We start from the raw sequence: 17,438 nt of genomic DNA on the forward strand, positions 1-17,438 counted from the left end.
TCGTCCCCGCATGCATCGCAAACCGCACCTGCCAAGCAAGTTGTGTCAGACCTGTCAGCGCCCCTTCACATGGCGCAAGAAGTGGCAGGACTGCTGGGAAGACGTACGTCACTGCAGTCAACGCTGTCGACGCAATGCGCGTCAGGCAGCCCGGGAGACACACCATGACCAGCACTGATACCTGGCTTGTCTGGCTAGACGATGACCTGCGTCTCGATGACAACCCCCTGTGGCAGGCCGCGCTCGAGGAACACCCGGCGCATCTGCTGGTGGTATACATCCTGCCGGAGACGACCTTCCAGCCCGTTGGCAGTGTCAGCCCTGATGCTGCCAGGCTGCAGCCACTCAGCGTTGCACGTCAGCGCTTCCTGCTGGAGAGCCTCGAATCCCTGCAGGCAGGGCTTCAGACCCTGGGCAGTGATCTGCTGATCCTCCAGGGTGACGCTGCACATCTGATACCCGAACTCGCCAGGCAGCATGCGTGCCGAGGCGTCATCGCGCGACACGCCACAGGTCTGGTGGAGCGACGCCAGCAGCAGGCAGTGGCCGCCAGCTGTCGCCTGCGGCAGGTCAATAGCGGCTTGCTCCTGAACGAGGACGACTTGCCCTTCACGCTCAGTGAGCTTCCTGAAACCTTCAGCGCCTTTCGTCGCAAGCTGGAAAAGGCCTATCCGGATATCCAGGCCATGCCCGCTCCGGTGGCGGCGCCTTGCGCGCTGCCGAGCTGGCCGGCACAGGCGCCGCGGGGCGTGCAAGGCAACGCCAGACGACTCCATGCGGCCAGGGACTGGCAGAGCGACCCGCGGGGAGATCATGCCTTCCTTGGGGGTGAGCCCGCAGCGCTGCAGAGACTCGAGCATTATCTAAGTCCTGAACATGCCGGCCAGTACAAGACCACCCGCAATCGCCTCAGCGGGACAGATTTCTCGACCCGTTTCTCTGCCTGGCTGGCACTGGGGTGTCTCTCACCACGACGCATACTCGACAGGTTGCACACCTTCCAGAAGACACTGCCTGAGCTCTGCGAGACCCCACAGGCAGCGTTCAAGGACAGCGACTGGATTCGCGTCGAGCTCTTGTGGCGGGAGTACTTTCATTGGGATACCCGCCAGCTGGGGAGGCAGGTCTTTCTGGCGGGAAGGCCCGGTTCAGACTCGCTGCGGCACGAGGCGTGCGCTGCGATACCGGATGCGCTTTCACGCTGGCAGGCCGGAATGACCGGCGTGCCCTGGGTGGATGCCGGCATGCGCGAGCTGGCCGCCACCGGCTGGCTGAGCAACCGCATGCGCCAGAACGTGGCGAGCTATCTGATCAAGGATCTTGGCGTGGACTGGCGGCTGGGTGCCGCCTGGTTCGAACATCAGCTGCTGGATCATGATGTCGCGTCCAACTGGGGCAACTGGCGCTACCTGGCAGGCGTGGGACGCGATCCACGTGCGGACCGTCATTTCAACATGATGAAGCAGGCTCGCCAGCACGACCCGCTCGGCCATCACGTCACCCGCTGGATACCCGAACTGGAAACGCTGCCGGCCGGCATGCAACGCCATGCTCCCTGGATTGCCTGGTCATTTCGCGTGACGCCCGGGGCGTCGGGAGGCATCAACGGGACGACGCAGTCCGGCTACCCGCGCCAGCCATTGCACCTTGTCGATGCCTGGCAGCCCCACCTCAGCGACGTCACACCGACACGTGTGAAGCCATGGCTGAGTGGTTCCTTCGAACGGGGCTGAGAGGAAACTGTCAGCGGACACAAGCCGTCGGGCCATTGACGCTAACTGGCCGTCAGGACTGCACTTTACTGGCCTTATTCACTATCATGGCCGCATTCCTTGCAGGAGTCGTCATGAATCAGCCGCTACCGCCGCCACTGTCCACACCGCACCGCAATCTGATCCGTCTGACCATCGCGCGCGGCATCACCTGGACAGGCTTCCTGATCCTGATCATCTTCGGGATCGAGATCATCGGCTTTCAGCTCAATGTCCTCCCCGTCATCTCGGTCATCATCGCGATGGGCCTGGTCAATGTCGCCAGCTGGTGGCGTCTGGGTCAGACGCATCCGGTCACTGACACCGAGAACCTGCTGCATCTGCTGGTGGATATCGCCGGTCTGACGATGCTGTTCTTCAATACCGGCGGCTCCACCAACCCCTTCGTGCCCTACTATCTGGTGCCGGTGACCATGGCGGCCGCCACCTTGCCCTGGCGCTATGCCTGGATCATCGCGGCCGTCGGCATGGGCTGTTACAGCTTCCTGATGATGTTCTACGAACCCGTACCGCAGCTGGCCACCTACGAACTCGGCGGGCGCATCAGTCTGCACGTCATCGGCATGTGGCTGAATTTCGGCCTGTCGGCATCGCTTGTGACCTATTTCATCTTCAAAATGGCTCATGCCCTGCGCACGCGAGACCAGGCGTTGTCCACCACACGAGAAGCGGCTCTGCGCAGCGAACAGGTATTGGCAGTCGCCAGCCAGGCCGCCGGCACCGCGCACGAACTGGGCACCCCGCTCTCGACCATGGCGGTGCTGTTGAGCGAGATGCGCGAGGATGCCAAGGACAAGAACGACCCGCAGCTGGAGGAGGATCTCGCACTGCTGCGCAGCCAGGTCGACACCTGCAAGCAACGCCTGCAAGCGATGGTGGCCGCGGCCGACCGTCGTCGCATGGAGCAGCCCCAGGCGCTCAACGCCGCGCGCTGGCTGGAGGAAATCGTGCAGCGCTGGCTAGTGGTACGCCCGGATGTGCAACATAGCGTCGAAGTGGATGCCTCCGCCCGCAAGGCTCAGATCCTGGTCGATACCACGCTTGAGCAGGCGCTGATGAACCTGCTCAACAATGCCGCGGATGCCTGCCCCGATGATATCGAGATCACCTTGGAACGGCGGGATGATGAGGTCACCATCGACATTCGTGACCATGGTGCAGGCGTTCCCATGGCAGTCGCGGACCAGCTCGGTGAGACCTTCATCTCCACCAAATCCAAGGGGATGGGCATCGGCCTGTTCCTGACCCACGCCACCATCAATCGTTTCGGTGGTGGCGTCAGCCTGTACAACCACGAAGACGGCGGCACCTTGACGGAAGTGCGCCTCCCTCTTTATCTGAACTGATGGCGGCAAAGACCGCCCAAGTGAGCCCCTGATGAGCGAAGAAACCCGACTGCTGATCATCGACGATGACGAATTCTTCTGCCAGGTGACGGCACGTGCCATGACACGCCGCGGCTATGCCGTGGAGGTTGCCCGGGACGAGGCACAGGCGCTGAGTATCGCGCGCAGCCATCGCCCCGAGCTGATCACGCTGGATCTGAAGCTCGAACAGAGCTCCGGCCTCAAGCTGTTGCCCGAGCTGATCGCCTTGTTGCCGGAAGCACGCATCGTGGTGCTGACGGGCTACTCCAGCATTGCCACGGCAGTGGAAGCCATCAAGCTGGGTGCCGTGAACTACCTGTGCAAGCCCGCCGATGCCGACGAGATACTTCACGCCTTCAAGCGCGAGGGAGGTGATCCGGAAGCCGAGATCTCCGACAACCCGCCCTCGGTCAATCGCCTGACCTGGGAACACATCCAGAAGGTGCTCAACGAGCACGACGGCAACATCTCTTCCACGGCTCGCGCCCTGGGGATGCACCGCCGCACGCTGCAGCGCAAACTGCAGAAGCGACCGGTGAAGCGCTAGCGCTTCATTCGGGCCAGCAGGGCCGCCACGGCAGCATGATGCTCCGGGTCCTGATGGCATTGGCCCTGAAAACTGGCACACAGATCCAGGAAGTCGTCCAACCGCATCTCGGGGGCACGACGCATCAGACGCTTGGTCAGCCGTGTCGCCTGACGCGGCTGACTCGCCATCTGACGTGCCATCTCCAGGGCACGTGTCATCAGGTCCTCCTCTGCACAGACTTCCAGCACGATCCCCAGTGCCAGCGCTTCCTGCGCCGAGACGATACGCCCGCTGAAGGTCAGCTCACAGGCACGCTGATAGCCGATCAGACGTTGCAGCAGCCAGGCGCCCCCATCACCGGGGATCAACCCCAGCGACAGGAACGTCTCGCCGAAACGTGCCTGGTCACTGGCCAGGCGAATGTCACACATGTTGGCGAGATCAAAGCCGGCCCCGATGGCCGGACCATTGACCGCCGCGATCACGGGCACCTCGATGCCCAGCACCGCAGGTGTCATTCGCTGGATACCGCGGCGATAGCGCGCCGCGACCTCGGCGGCATCTCCAGCAAAATCCCCCTTTCGCTGCGCCATGTCCTGCACATTGCCTCCGGCAGAGAAGGCGCTGCCCTCGCCGATGATCACCAGGGCACCCACGCTGTCACAGCCATTGACCCATTCGGCCACTGCCAGCAGATCCTCCACCAGCGCAGTCCCCGTCAGAGCATTGCGCACGTCGTGACGGGCGAAGGTCATGACGGCGACACCGTGCTCGAGACTGAGATGACTGTCGACAAGGGTCACGGGTACAGCCGCTGACCTCTGCCGGGCGCAGCAGGCGTCAGTGGAATCGCGTGGGGATAAGGTGGCGTCGTGAGTAGCGTCGTGAGCAGCGGCGTGAGTCGTGTCATGTGGCGAAGCGGTCATGGCGGATTCCTGACGTCATCAATGGCCGTCACGAGCGAGGGCCCTCAAGGGGCCTGTCAACTCGCACATACGAGAAGACCCTTGTCCTCCGTGCAGCGTCATGCGGCGGGAGAGACAAGGGCCTGTCGGTCTTGCCGGTGGTTCACGCAGCGGGCAGGCGGGCTGCCGACCCCCACGCGAGGTGTCACGCGACTTACTGTGCCGTCCAGCCGAGATCCATGTTGAAACTGGAGCCCGTCACTGAGCCTGCCTTGTCGGAGGCCAGCCACACCGCCATGTCAGCGACTTCGGCGGGGTCGATCATGCGCTTGATGGCGGCCCCCTTGAGCATGATCTTCTCGATCACCTCATCCTCGGGCATGTCATTGAGCCTGGCCTGTTCGGCGATCTGCTTGTCGACCAGCGGAGTGCGCACATACGCCGGGCAGATGGCATTGGCCGTGATACCACTCTCGCCGCCTTCCAGTGCCGCCGTCCTGGTCAGCCCCATCAGACCATGCTTGGCGCTGACATAGGCCGCCTTGCCGGGCGAGGCGACATGCGCGTGAATGGAGGCCATGTTGACGATGCGGCCATATCCATTCTTCTCCATGTGCGGCCAGGCCGCCTGAATCAGCGTGAAAGGTGCCGTCAGCATCAGCGCGATGATCTGATCCCACTTGGCCTGCGGGAACTCCTTGATGCGCTCGACGTGCTGGATACCGGCATTGTTGACCAGGATATCCAGGCGACCGAAGCGTGACACCGCTTCCTCGACAGCGGCCCGACATTGCTCGCCATCCGTCAGGTCTGCCTTGAAGAATGCAGCGCCTGCCTTGTCGGCGACCTCTGCCCCATCGTCACTGAAATCCACGGCAAGGACCTGATGACCGGCCTGGCACATCGCTTCCATGATGGCGGCGCCGATACCACTGGCAGTCCCCGTGACAAGGGCGACGCGGGTCGGGGCTGACTGTTGTTCACTCATGAAGGTCTCCTTCGGGCTGATGTCATGCCGCAGGAATGCCCAGCCCCAGACAGGGACCGGGTGGCATCGGATGCTGCTCTGCAACATATAGTGAAGATAGCGCTAATAAAGCCACCTTCGCCACCCGACCATCGCCTTGTTGGCCTGTCGGCGACAGCATGCATGGCGTTGAACCCCATGGAGCCTGCATGCCAGAGCCGTGATGCAACTTGCGCAACCGCCAGGGCGCAGCATGCAACGCGAGCTCAGCCGAAGTGCAATCGAGCTGACAGACCGGGCGACGCCGCACTCCCCAACGGACTGTCATCCAGGGTCAGTTCCGCTCCCAGGCGCTCGGCCAGTTCATCGACGATCGAAAGGCCCAGCCCTGACCCCGAGGTGTTCTGCCCCGCCAGACGCACGAAGCGCTCCCGGACCCGCTGACGCTCACGGGGCGGAATGCCGGGGCCGGTATCCATGACTTCCATGATCAGACCATCGCCGAGAGAGGTCTCGCGGCGCCGAATGCTCAAACGCACTTCCCCCCCCTCAGGCGTATAGCGCAGCGCGTTGTCGAGAAGATTGCGCAGCAGCACATAGAGGCCGTTCTCGTGGCTGATCAACTGCGCGTCGGGCGTGACGTCGACGAACATCCCGACGCCACGCTGGCGCGCCATGGGGCCGAGATCCCGCGCAAGTTCATGCGCCAGATGCCCGAGATCGACGTGACTGCGCGGCACCTCGGCACCACTCTCCAGCCGCGACAGCGTCAGCAGTTGCTCCACGACACGCGTCATGCGATTGACACCGTCGACGATCATGCGCGCCGAACGCCGCGAATTCTCATCGGTGGCATCCGCCTCGACATTCTGGGCATGCACCTTGATGCCGGCCAGGGGCGTTCTCAACTCGTGAGCCGCATTGGCAGTGAAGCGACGCTCCTTGTCGAGCGTGTCGGCCAAGCGTCTCAGCAAGCCGTTGAGCGCATCCACCATCCCGCGAATCTCGTCCGGCGCCTCACTGGCATCAAGTGGCTCTAGATAGCCGGGCTGACGGGCGGTGATCTGTCGGCTGATACGCAGCACGGGACGGAATCCCCGAGAGACGGCGACACCGATCAGCAAGGCGATCACCAGCAACCCGACCACCAGCGCCAGCACGTTGTGCAGTGCGATCTGCCCCGTCAATTCATCTCGTACGTCTTCCCGCTGAGCGGCCGTGACCCAGATGCCGCTGTCAGGGAAATACAGCGTGAAGGTGAACCAGTCGTGATGATCCGTGTGCTGCTTGGCATAGCCGGGCAACGGCAGATAGTCGAGCATGACCGAGGGAGTGGAGAGCCCCAGCAAGGGCTGACCGAGTGCATCCCACATCTGGAAGACCAGCTTGTCTTCATAGACATGACCGAGGGGCGACTTCTCGTGCCCATCCGCGAAGCTCAGGGATGGCGGTCGCAGACTGAACTGCCCCGAGGTCATCTCCTGAAGTCTTTGCTGACGCGCCACCGGCGACAGCGAGGCCAGCTCGGATTGATAGAGGCGGCCCAGCATGCGGGCATTCTGGGCCAGCTGTGCATCGAACAGCTCATCGATCTGCTCACGGGCATCGAAGTAGCTCCAGGTGGCAGCTGCCCCCAGCACGATGATCACCCCTCCGATGAGGCTGCGCCGCAGAAAACTGCGTATCGACTTCACGCGGACTCCCCCAGTCGGTAGCCGACCCCGCGTACGGTCTTCACCACGCCGGCCCCGAATTTGCGGCGAAGATGATGCACATGCACCTCGATGACATTGCTTTCCACATCCCCATCCCAACCATATAACTGCTCGACGAGCTGGTCCCGACTGAAGACACGACTGGGATGGAGGAGAAGAAACTCCAGCAGATCGAATTCGCGCCGTCCCAGCGTCACCTCGGCGCCGGCCAGGGTGACGGAACGACCGGCCTGATCAATGCTCAGGGCCCCCAGTTGCAGGCATCCGTTGGCCTGACCCGCATGACGCCTGACCAGCGCGCGCAATCGGGCCACCAGCTCGGCAATGTCAAAGGGCTTGACCAGATAATCATCCGCTCCGTTGTCCAGGCCACGCACTCGGTCACTGATATCATCTCGTGCCGTCAGAATCAGCACCGGCAGAGTGTGGCCCCGGCGGCGCAGCGCGGTCAGCACCTCGAGACCGTCCATGTCCGGCAAGCCAAGATCCAGCACCAGGACATCAAAGGAGGAATGCTTGAGAGTGGCCACGACATCGCCCCCCACCCGCAACCATTCACTGCTCATGCCTTCACGACTCAAGGCATGACCGATACCTTCACCCAACAGTGGATCATCTTCCACGAGCAGCACGCGCATGGGGTCTCCTGATGACAAGCGATACGTGAGAGGGAGCTGGGGATATCCCATGCCCCACTGATGACAGATGACGAGAGCGGGATGGCAGCATCATCGACTAGGCGCGATTCCCGGCTCTCTCCGCCCATGACCTTTGCAAGCCCCAACCCCTGCCCCGTCGTCTTGCGCCGAGGACAGCGCGGCGCTCCTGGCGGCGAAACACGATGCGTTGAAGCGCTTCGCGAATGGCCTCCAGGCCCGAGTCCAGCATGCGTTCCGGTTGGCCGAGAATGCGGCGCAATGCCCAGCCACCTCGAAGTCTCATGCGAGCCAACGCCCCCGGTGCTCGCAACAGGCAAAGCGGATACACCATCTGCTCGACCTGACGCTCGATGCTGATGGGGTGGCATCCTTGATGCCGCGCCAGTTGCATCAGTAGCGGAGACTCTTCCCCGGTGATCAGAGGGGGAACGTGAAGCCTGACATGCTGGTGGGCACAGGCGGAGACCGGGGCGAACAAGTGGCCATCCGGCTGCAGTATGAACTCGACCAATTCCTCCCGCCCCGCCGTGACAAGAGAGGCCGAGAGACATTCCAGTACCCGCTGGCGCACGCCAGGCTGCCAGCCAGAGCCATGCAGAACATGCATGGCACGCCCGGCCTCCAGCTGCCACTCACCATCACCCGGCAAGCTCACCAGGGTGTGAGGACGCGACGCGGGCGTGATGCTGAGCAGCTGCTCACACAGCGACTCGCCGGTGACGTCCGAGACGGCGAGGGTCAGACAGCGATGCCGTTGCCCCAGAGGAGTCGGCAGCAGCTGGCACAGAAGCGCGAGATCATCTCCAGGGCGCTCCACCAGTGTCAGCGTGGCGCCATGGCCCGCCAGCTGCCAGCATATCTCCCGGCAACTCGAGGCCATGGGCGCTTCGACGAGCAAGCGATGACCGGCCAGCCGAGAACTTTCGACAGAACCACCACGGGAGCGAAACGGACGGTACATGGCAACATCCTTGGTCGGGGCATCGTCGATTCGACCATGCCAGGCTGAATGACCTACACGATGCCGACCAACGCTTAACGAAAGATTAAGCAGCGACTCTTTCCTTGCCCTCTGACGGAAGACTTGATGTCCCTTGCCGGCGCCAGACGCCGATGCCCAAGGCTTACAACCCGAACAGATGGACCAGCGGCGGCAGAATGAAGGCCGTCAGGAGTCCCGTCAGTCCCATGGACATGCCCGCGAAGGCACCGGCCAGGGTGCTGAGTGAAGAGAAGCAGTAAGCCGTGCCGATCCCATGGGCAGACAGGCCCATGGTAAAGCCCTTGACGGTATCATCACGCGCACCTGACAGCCGCAGCATCAGCGGTCCGATCACACAGCCAAGCGTCCCGGTCAACAACACCAGCCCTGCCGTGAGTGAGGGAATGCCGCCGAGCTTTTCCGCGATCCCCATGGCGATCGGCGAGGTCACCGACTTGGGTGCCAGGCTCAGCGCCACCGGTGTATGCGCCCCCAGGACCAGGGCCAGACCGAGCGTGGTGGTCACTGCAGTGGTGATGCCGACGCAACAGGCCGTCAGCAGAGGCCAGAGCATCTGCTTGACGCGGTCAAGATGATCGAACAGCGGCACCGCCAGTGCCACCGTCGCCGGCCCCAACAGGAAGTGAATGAACTGGGCGCCTTCGAAATAGGTCGCGTAGTCGGTATCCGTCATCCAGAGAAAGCCGATGATCAAGGCAATCGACACCAGCACCGGATGGGCAAGAGACGCGCCACGAGCCAGGCGGTTGATCACGGTCGCCAGCAGAAAGGCCGCCAGCGTCAGCAATAGATGCAGCAGCGGAGAGGCACTGAGATAGACCCAGAGAGCATCCAGAGGGGCGAGATTCACTGTTCCCCTCCCTTGCCGGCCATCGAACCTTGCAAAGATGAACGACGATCTATCAGCCGCTGCAACAGCCAGGCTGTCACGAACTGCGTCACGGCGATGGATACCACCAGCGTCACCGCGATGGCGAGCAGATCCTGAGCGATGAGATCCAGATGCACCATGACCCCGACGCCTGCCGGGACGAACAACAGCGAGAGATGCGCCAGCAGGCCATTGCTGGCAAGCCTGAGACTGCCGGGCACTCGTTCACGCAACATGGCGCGAAGCAGCTGACGTTGACCGGCATCGTTGTCCGAGATGCGCACGGCGTCACCTTCCCTGTCCGGCGACGGTATCAATCGCTTGCGCAGACGGCCACGCACCATCAGCGCCAGCAACAGGATCAGCATGCCCAGTACCGGTCCAGGCACCGGCAATACGAGGGCACGTCCCAGCACCTCGCCCACGAACTGACATGTCAGCAGAATGCAGAACCCCTTGATCAACTCCATCTCCGGCCAGTCTCCCCCATCAAGGCACTCATCTGACGTGCGGTAAAAGGTCGAATTGTGCCATAGATGACCAATCACGGCACGGTGATACCGGGCCGTGACCCGCCATGCGCGCGACGTGGCAGCACGGCGCAGCCCTGGGGTGCACGTCGAAAGCCCGGCAGTGGCGGCAACGCTGGCTTATGGTAGTGTTCTGACTCGACTGAACCGCCACCTTCTCCGGCAAGGACACGCCTACGCGATGCCAGAATCCTTGATGCTTGATACTTCCATCACTTCGGAATGGGTCGAGACACTTCGACGCGAAGAGGACCATCAGGCCCGCATGCTGCTGGAGCTGGCAGCGGATCTCGCCGGGACTCCCCTCGCCTTGATCAGCCTGCGCAACACACGTCATCTCAAGCGTTGGGTAAGCCTGGACGACAGCATTCCCGATGCCCTTCCGCTGCACGATAGCCTGTGTGGTCTGGCCGTCATCAAGGGAAGGCCTCTGGTGACGCGCGATGCCTATCAGCATGCTGAACTGCGCGATACCTGTTCGGTGAAGGGGGATGGCATACGCTTCTATATCGGACTGCCACTGCATGATGCCACTGGCGCGGTGGTCGGATGCATGAGCATGTTCGACACCTCTCCACGCCAGTCGCTGCCCGACGATGACACCCTGGCGCGGCTTGATCAGCTCGCTGGAATGATCAGCGAGGCGCTGAAGCGCCTCATGCAGAGTGCCCAGCTCAGTGCAGCCTTGCGCGACAGCTATACCCGCGCCAACTGGATACTGCGCAGCATTTCCGATGGCATCATCGAATGGCAGCTAGGCAATGAACGCCTGACGATATCGCCACGCCTGGAAATGCAGCTGGGCTACAGCGCCGGAACCCTGGACAGCCGACTCGAGGCGCTGCATGAAAGAGTCGCCCCCGAGATGCGCGAAGAGTTCCAGGCGCTTCTCGCGATAAAGCGCCTGCAGGAGACCCCGTTCAGCATTGAACTGCGCATCCGCACCCGCCAGGGAGACTACCGCTGGTTCAAGTTGCGTGCGCAGTTCCAGGTGCGTGATGACGCGCCCTATCGCTTTATCGGCTCTCTGCTCGACATCCATCAGCAGCACATGGCCGCCGTGGCACAGGCCGACAAGCTATGTCGCTACGAACGTCAGCAGGCCGTGCTGATACGACTCGGCAACGCCCACCATGCCGAGGGCACTCGGCTCGAAGACCTGATGCCATGGATCTGCCAGCAGGTGGCGGATGCCCTGCAGGTACGCAAGGTCAGCTTCTGGAAGATGAATCCCGAGGGAACCCGGCTGTCACTGAGTCATGTACACGACGGTGAACTGCCTGCCCCGCACGATGCGACCTCTCGGGCGCACCCCCGAGAGCTGTGTGACAGCCAGCTGGGAGAGTATTTCACCGCCCTGAAATCCGAGCGCATCCTGGCGATCAGCGATACCCAGCAGGCCAGCAGCGGGCTGTTGTTCAATGGCTATTTCAGCACGGACCTCCAGGCAATTCTCGATAGCCCCGTGCGCATCTCCGGCAAGATTCGCGGGGTGATCTGTTGCACGGAGTGTGGCGGTCCACGCGAATGGGCGGAGGATGAGCTCGCCTTCCTGAGCTCGGCCTGTGATCACGTCTCACAGCTTGCCACCGAGCTTGAGCGTCACGCGACCCAGGAGCGACTGCGTGCCAGCGAGCGTCGCTATCGCGCCACCTTCGAGCACTCCGCCGTCGGGATGGCGCACATGTCCAAGGCGGGTCAGTTGTTGAGGGTCAACCAGCGACTCGAGGACATCCTCGGCTACCCGAGCACCACGCTCGAGGGCTGCTATATACGCGAACTGATCGAGCCGGAAGACTTGGCATCGCTGCAACGACGCCACCTTGCCTTGATCGAGGGCGGTATCAGTCACTTCACCCAACGCTGCCGCTTCCTTCATGCACGGGGCAACACGGTGCATGCCGACGTCAGCGTCTCCTCCGTCGATACCACCCCGGTGCAGGACGGCTATACGCTGGTTGCTCTGGTCGACAAGACCCATAGTCACACCATGTCCCAGCGACTGATCCATGAAGCCAACCATGACAGCCTGACAGGACTTCTGAACCGCGCCGCCTTCCGTCGCAGATTGACGCAGTTCTGTGACGTCGTGCGCGAGGACCACTCGCATCATTGCCTGGCCTATATCGATCTTGATCAATTCAAGGTCGTCAATGATACCTGCGGACATTCCGCGGGCGATGCCCTGTTGATCCAGCTGGTTGACGTCATCGGCAATGATCTACGCCCACAGGATCTTCTGGCCCGTCTCGGGGGCGACGAATTCGGTCTGTTGATGCCCGGCATGACACTGGACGAAGCGGAACCGCTGCTGGAGCGACTGCGCCAGAGCGTGGCCAATTTCCGATTCATGTGGGACGACAAGCTGTTCAGCGTCAGCGCCAGTATCGGCCTGGTCAGCATCAGCAACGGCCAGAGTGATCCGCATCATCTGCTCAGCGCTGCCGATGCCGCCTGTTATGAAGCGAAGGACGCTGGGCGCAACCGCGTGCATCGCCATAGCGTGAGCGGAGACGAAGTCACTCAGCGGATGGAGGAAATGCACTGGGTCGCCGAAATCACCGCCGCGGTGGAAGCGCAACGTCTCGTGCTCTATCAGCAGCCCATCGCCAGCACACGCACCAGGCCGGGCACCCCTGATGAGCAGCACTATGAAGTGCTGGTGCGCATGCTGGGGCGTGACGGCAGCATCATCGCCCCCGGGGCCTTCCTGCCCGCGGCAGAGCGTTATGGGCTAGCTGCCACCATCGATGAATACGTCATCCGGCATTATCTGGCCTGGCTGCAGTCGCAACCTGCCCACCTGGCCAGCCTGACACGGGTGTCGCTCAACCTCTCGGGCCACTCCATCAGCAGTCCCAATTTCCGCGACATGCTGGTCAGCCTGGTACGTGACAGCGGGATTCCCGGCCACAAGCTGTGTTTCGAGATTACGGAAAGCGTGGCCATCACTCGCCTGGGCGATGCTCGCACCTTCTTCGATACCCTGGGAGAGCTGGGGTGCTACTTCGCACTGGATGATTTTGGCAGCGGCGTATCGTCCTTCGGGTATCTCAAGAGCCTGCCGGTGAATTATCTCAAGATCGATGGTGCCTTCATTCGTGACATGGACACCAATCGTGTCTCCTACGCCATCGCGCGCGCCATCGCCGAGGTGGCCCGCGAAATGGGCATGCAGACCATCGCGGAATTCGTTGGCAGCGAGGAGGTACTGGCATGCGTGACGTCCATCGGGGTCGACCACGTCCAGGGCTATGCCATCGGCAAGCCTTCCCCGCTGGTGGCAGAAAACTCGACGCTGGCTCACAAGGCTTGTGTGATGACATCGCAAGGCATCGCCAACAACCGCCCGGGGACGCAGCTCACGTCTTGAGCGACGCTAACGATCACGCTCGCTGTGGTCCTTTCGATATCATGTGGCAGCCCTCGACACGGCCCCTCTCTCATGAAGGCGGAGTCTGGACGAACCTATAAAAGAGACTGACCGCATGGCAATCAGTCTCTTCGTCAGGGTTGTATAGATGCTTGTTCAGACATCAGCAAGAACTAGACCTTGGTTACGACAGTTTCTTCACCCACAGCGCCGCAGCGTCCACGAGTTTCTGGTGCGCGTGCCGGAAGGCCTCTTCACTCTTGCGATAGGGATCCGGAATCTCTTCGCCCTGCCCCCCCGCCAGCCAGCGGCCGAACATCATCGTCTTGCCACTGACTTGCGGGGCCATCTGGTTGATGGCACGACGATGACCATCGCTCATGACCAGAATCAGATCCGCCGCCGTCAACATCTCGACCGATACCTGCCGCGCACGATGCCCATCAACCTCCAGACCGGACTCGAGAGCGAATCTAGCCGCCGTGGGTTCGACAGGATGATCGACCAATGCGCCCACACCCGCCGAGTGAACCGTCTTGCCCGGCAACGCTTGCTTCAGCAGTGCCTCACCGACCGGACTGCGACAGATATTGCCGGTACACACCACCAGAATATTGTTGAACACGCTGACTTCCTCTTCCTTGTGACGCTTGCACTCATGTCGATGGCCCGGGGGGAGATGCTTACCCGCGTCCGGACACCAGAGGGCCATTGTCGCATGCCGGCAGCCCGTGCGGCAGGCTTGCGAGGCTCGATGGACGCAGCCTGTGACGTTTCAAGGGGGACGCGCGTGCTCGAATGGCAACACTGAGATGACGCCAGATCGATCACCTCGGCTCTTGAAGGTCAGCGACGGCATCTCCAGTTCTTGTCGCGTAGCCAATGAGGTGGCTGATCCAAGGTCGATGTCGCTCATGTGATATCTGCCGCTCGGCCACTCGCTGAACCAGCACCCAGATAGGGAGGCAAGATGAGCAACAAGACACTGACCGCGACCAATCCGGCCAATGACAAGGTTCTCAATGAATACGCCACGCTGAGCAAGGACGAGGTTCAGCAGAAACTGGAACAGACGCGCAATGCCTATCCGCAATATCGTCAGCTCTCGCTGGAAGAACGTGCTAAACGTCTGCACGCACTGGCAGACCTGATAGATCAGCGCCAGCAGGACATTGCCACCTTGATCGCCCATGAGATGGGCAAGCCGTACCAGCAGGGCATCAGCGAGACGCAGATCTCCTCCAGCATCGCGCGTTTCTACGCCGACAACCTGCCCACGTTGATGGAAACCGAGCAGCGCGACGTCGAGGGTGCCGTCAGAGCGAAGATCGTCAAGGACCCCATCGGCGCAGTGCTGGGCGTGATGCCGTGGAACTATCCGCTCTATCAGGTCATCCGCTTCGCGACCCCGGCACTGGCAGGTGGCAACGTCTGCCTGATGAAGCATGCCTCCAACGTCCCGGGTTGCGCTGAGCTGATCACCCAGCTGTTCCACGAGGCCGGTTTCGAAGATGGCGTCTTCACCTGGCTGCCGGTGGGCTCGGAGATGATCGAAGACATCATCAATGATCCTGTCGTGCAGGGCGTGACCCTCACCGGCAGCGAGGAGGCAGGCCGCAAGGTCGCCGAGCAGGCCGGTGCGGCGCTCAAGCCCAGCGTGCTGGAACTGGGGGGTATCGATCCGTTGATCGTGCTGGATGACGCCGACATCGAGCGCGCGGTGGATCTCGCCATCGCCGGACGCTTCGACAATACCGGCCAGAGCTGTGCCGCCTCCAAGCGCTTGATCGTCGACAAGTCGATCGCCGAGGACTTCTCCAGACGTCTGATCGAGAAAGTGAAGGACATGCGCATGGATGACCCGCTCAGCGAAGGGGTCGATATCGGTCCGATGTCACGCAAGGACCTGCGCGATGACCTGCATGATCAGGTGCAGCGTGCCATCAAGGCCGGCGCCAAGCTGGAATGCGGTGGCGAAATTCCGGATCGCGAGGGTGCTTGGTATCCGCCGACGGTGCTGACCAACGTCACCCAGGGCAATCCGGCCTTCAACGAAGAGCTGTTCGGCCCGGTCGCTTCCGTGGTGGTCGCGGAGAACGAGGCGCATGCCATCGAGCTCGCGAACGACTGCCCCTACGGTCTGGGCAGCACGGTGGTGGCCAAGGACGACGAGCGCGGCGAGCGTGTCTCGCGTCAGCTGGAAGCCGGCATGAGCTTCGTCAATCGCCCGACCACGCCTTTCGCCCAACTGCCCTTCGGCGGTGTCAAAGGCAGCGGCTATGGTCGTGAGCAGAGCGAATATGGCTTCGGTGCCTTCATGAACATCCGCACCGTCTATGTTGCCAAGCACTGAGGTGACACGTCATCGATGTCCTTGAGCACTTAGCTCTCGAGGCATCGATGTCGCGACGTCAGGCAGCCCATGGGCTGCAATCAACAACGCCCCGCTTTTCAGCGGGGCGTCTTGCGTCAGAAGGCTCCCAGGCTCTGCACGAGCGCCGGCATCACTTGTCCTGTCTGCGTACCGTCAGCCGTCTCCATCAACGAGACACGCAGCCCTGCAGACAGGCTTCGCCTTCCAGCTGCACCGTGACGTGCGAGATCGCATGGGTATCGAGCAGATAGGCCTGGACCCGCTCAAGCACCTCGCCGGGAATGCCGGTATCGGCCACCACCACATGCAGGCTGGCAACCGGGGATTGAGGCGTCAGGCCCCACAGATGGAGATCATGCACACCATCCACTCCCTCCAGTGTCAGCAGACCCGCCTGGATTTCCTCGTGGTCAAGTTGCTCCGGCGTCCCTTCCAGCAAGGTATGCGCCGAGCGTTTCACCAGCGACCAAGCACCGCGCAGTATCAGTACCGCTGCGAGCATCGACAACAACGGGTCGGCCTGATTCCAGCCGGTGGTCATAATGACCAGCGAGGCAATGATGGCCGCCACCGAACCCAGCAGGTCGCCCATGACATGCAACAGGGCGCCGCGGAGATTGAGATTGTCCTGATCTCCCTTGTGCAATATCCAGAATGCCGCGATGTTGACGACAAGTCCGAGCACGGCAATCGCCAGCATCGGCCCTGCCAGCACGTCAGACGGCAGCCACAGGCGCTTGAGGGCAGCCATCACGATCGCGACTCCGATGACCAGCAATGTCAGGCCATTGACGAACGCGGCGAGCACCTGAAAACGCGCATAGCCGAAGGTCAGCTTGCGGGTCGCTGCGCGATGTCCGAGGCGAAACGCTCCCCACGCCAATGCCAGCGACACGGTATCACTGAGCATATGGCCGGCGTCCGCCAGCAAGGCCAGAGAGCCCGCTACCAGCCCGCCGACGACTTCCGCCAGCATGAACCCGCCGGTCAGCCACATCGCCAGCATGACCCGCCTTTCGCTGTCAGCAGTCACTTCAGGTGCATGATCATGATGTCCATGACCGTGGGAATGGCCGTGGGAATGGCCGTGGGAATGACCATGGTGATGACCATGCGCATGCACGTGCCCGGATTCATGCCCATGATCTTTCGATGTCGTGTCCTGCGACGGTGTCGCCATCCAGCCTCCTGACCACCATTCCTGCATTCGTGAAAAGTCGCGAGATCGATCGCTGCAACGCTATCGATTCCCTCCGCATTAGGCTTATCCTGCCACGGAATTCAAGCTCCATTGTTGAATTTGCAAGTTCCGATATATGACAGCACCGCCTGTATCAGCTTGTTAGGATAGAGATCTGCCATTCCCATGCCCA

General features: G+C 62.0%; 15 protein-coding genes. 6 read left to right on the forward strand and 9 right to left on the reverse strand.

The annotated features are described in order from the left end of the window. Positions 1–10 precede the first annotated feature (10 nt). From BOH68_RS09315 to BOH68_RS09330, 4 genes are all read left to right on the forward strand, one after another. The gene (locus BOH68_RS09315) at positions 11–178 is read left to right on the forward strand and encodes a DUF2256 domain-containing protein (RefSeq protein ID WP_077375858.1); all 168 of its coding nucleotides are present in this window, start codon (positions 11–13) and stop codon (positions 176–178) included. Then, positions 165–1,733, forward strand: coding sequence for a DASH family cryptochrome (locus BOH68_RS09320; protein ID WP_170877408.1), 1,569 nt, complete (start codon positions 165–167; stop codon positions 1,731–1,733). Before BOH68_RS09315 ends, BOH68_RS09320 begins: the two co-directional genes overlap by 14 nt. A 113-nt stretch (positions 1,734–1,846) precedes the next feature. After that, a complete protein-coding gene (locus tag BOH68_RS09325) occupies positions 1,847–3,118 on the forward strand; it encodes an ATP-binding protein (protein WP_077375852.1) in 1,272 nt (423 codons plus the stop codon). Positions 3,119–3,149: 31 nt separating this feature from the next. Then, complete coding sequence (locus BOH68_RS09330; protein WP_371861073.1) at positions 3,150–3,686, forward strand: response regulator transcription factor; 537 nt, start codon at positions 3,150–3,152, stop codon at positions 3,684–3,686. Here the strand turns inward: BOH68_RS09330 and BOH68_RS09335 are convergent. From BOH68_RS09335 to BOH68_RS09365, 7 genes are all read right to left on the reverse strand, one after another. Next, positions 3,683–4,471, reverse strand: a complete 789-nt coding sequence (locus tag BOH68_RS09335; RefSeq protein ID WP_258038245.1) for an enoyl-CoA hydratase-related protein — start codon at positions 4,469–4,471, stop codon at positions 3,683–3,685. The two genes, BOH68_RS09330 and BOH68_RS09335, sit on opposite strands and share 4 nt — an antisense overlap. 316 nt (positions 4,472–4,787) lie before the next feature. Then, positions 4,788–5,561 (reverse strand): 3-hydroxybutyrate dehydrogenase, encoded by a 774-nt coding sequence (locus BOH68_RS09340; protein ID WP_077375843.1) that lies wholly within the window; start codon positions 5,559–5,561, stop codon positions 4,788–4,790. A 245-nt stretch (positions 5,562–5,806) separates the two neighbouring features. Next, the gene (locus BOH68_RS09345) at positions 5,807–7,234 is read right to left on the reverse strand and encodes an ATP-binding protein (RefSeq protein ID WP_077375839.1); all 1,428 of its coding nucleotides are present in this window, start codon (positions 7,232–7,234) and stop codon (positions 5,807–5,809) included. Next, positions 7,231–7,893, reverse strand: a complete 663-nt coding sequence (locus tag BOH68_RS09350) for a response regulator (protein WP_077375836.1) — start codon at positions 7,891–7,893, stop codon at positions 7,231–7,233. Before BOH68_RS09350 ends, BOH68_RS09345 begins: the two co-directional genes overlap by 4 nt. Positions 7,894–7,990: 97 nt before the next feature. Beyond that, positions 7,991–8,875: a hypothetical protein gene (locus BOH68_RS09355; RefSeq protein ID WP_077375833.1), complete on the reverse strand. Its 885-nt coding sequence runs from the start codon at positions 8,873–8,875 to the stop codon at positions 7,991–7,993. A gap of 163 nt (positions 8,876–9,038) precedes the next feature. Then, positions 9,039–9,767: an LrgB family protein gene (locus tag BOH68_RS09360; protein WP_077375830.1), complete on the reverse strand. Its 729-nt coding sequence runs from the start codon at positions 9,765–9,767 to the stop codon at positions 9,039–9,041. Beyond that, positions 9,764–10,258 carry a CidA/LrgA family protein gene (locus tag BOH68_RS09365; protein ID WP_077375827.1) on the reverse strand — a complete coding sequence of 165 codons (495 nt, stop codon included), beginning with the start codon at positions 10,256–10,258 and terminating at the stop codon, positions 9,764–9,766. Before BOH68_RS09365 ends, BOH68_RS09360 begins: the two co-directional genes overlap by 4 nt. A 256-nt stretch (positions 10,259–10,514) precedes the next feature. Here BOH68_RS09365 and BOH68_RS09370 point away from each other — a divergent pair, with 256 nt between their 5' ends. After that, the gene (locus BOH68_RS09370; RefSeq protein WP_170877407.1) at positions 10,515–13,691 is read left to right on the forward strand and encodes an EAL domain-containing protein; all 3,177 of its coding nucleotides are present in this window, start codon (positions 10,515–10,517) and stop codon (positions 13,689–13,691) included. Between the two features lie 184 nt (positions 13,692–13,875). On the opposite strand, the gene BOH68_RS09375 is transcribed toward BOH68_RS09370, so the two are convergent. Continuing rightward, positions 13,876–14,316, reverse strand: a complete 441-nt coding sequence (locus BOH68_RS09375; protein WP_077375822.1) for an arsenate reductase/protein-tyrosine-phosphatase family protein — start codon at positions 14,314–14,316, stop codon at positions 13,876–13,878. 345 nt (positions 14,317–14,661) lie between these two features. Between BOH68_RS09375 and BOH68_RS09380 the strand changes: the two genes are divergently transcribed. Further along, the gene (locus BOH68_RS09380) at positions 14,662–16,044 is read left to right on the forward strand and encodes an NAD-dependent succinate-semialdehyde dehydrogenase (RefSeq protein WP_077375819.1); all 1,383 of its coding nucleotides are present in this window, start codon (positions 14,662–14,664) and stop codon (positions 16,042–16,044) included. Positions 16,045–16,231: 187 nt separating this feature from the next. Here BOH68_RS09380 and BOH68_RS09385 read toward each other — a convergent pair whose 3' ends face one another. Continuing rightward, on the reverse strand, positions 16,232–17,071 hold the full coding sequence (locus BOH68_RS09385; protein ID WP_258038244.1) for a cation diffusion facilitator family transporter: 840 nt from the start codon (positions 17,069–17,071) through the stop codon (positions 16,232–16,234). Positions 17,072–17,438 lie beyond the last annotated feature (367 nt).

It is taken from the genome of Cobetia sp. MM1IDA2H-1 (assembly GCF_002916775.2).
GTDB lineage: Bacteria > Pseudomonadota > Gammaproteobacteria > Pseudomonadales > Halomonadaceae > Cobetia > Cobetia marina.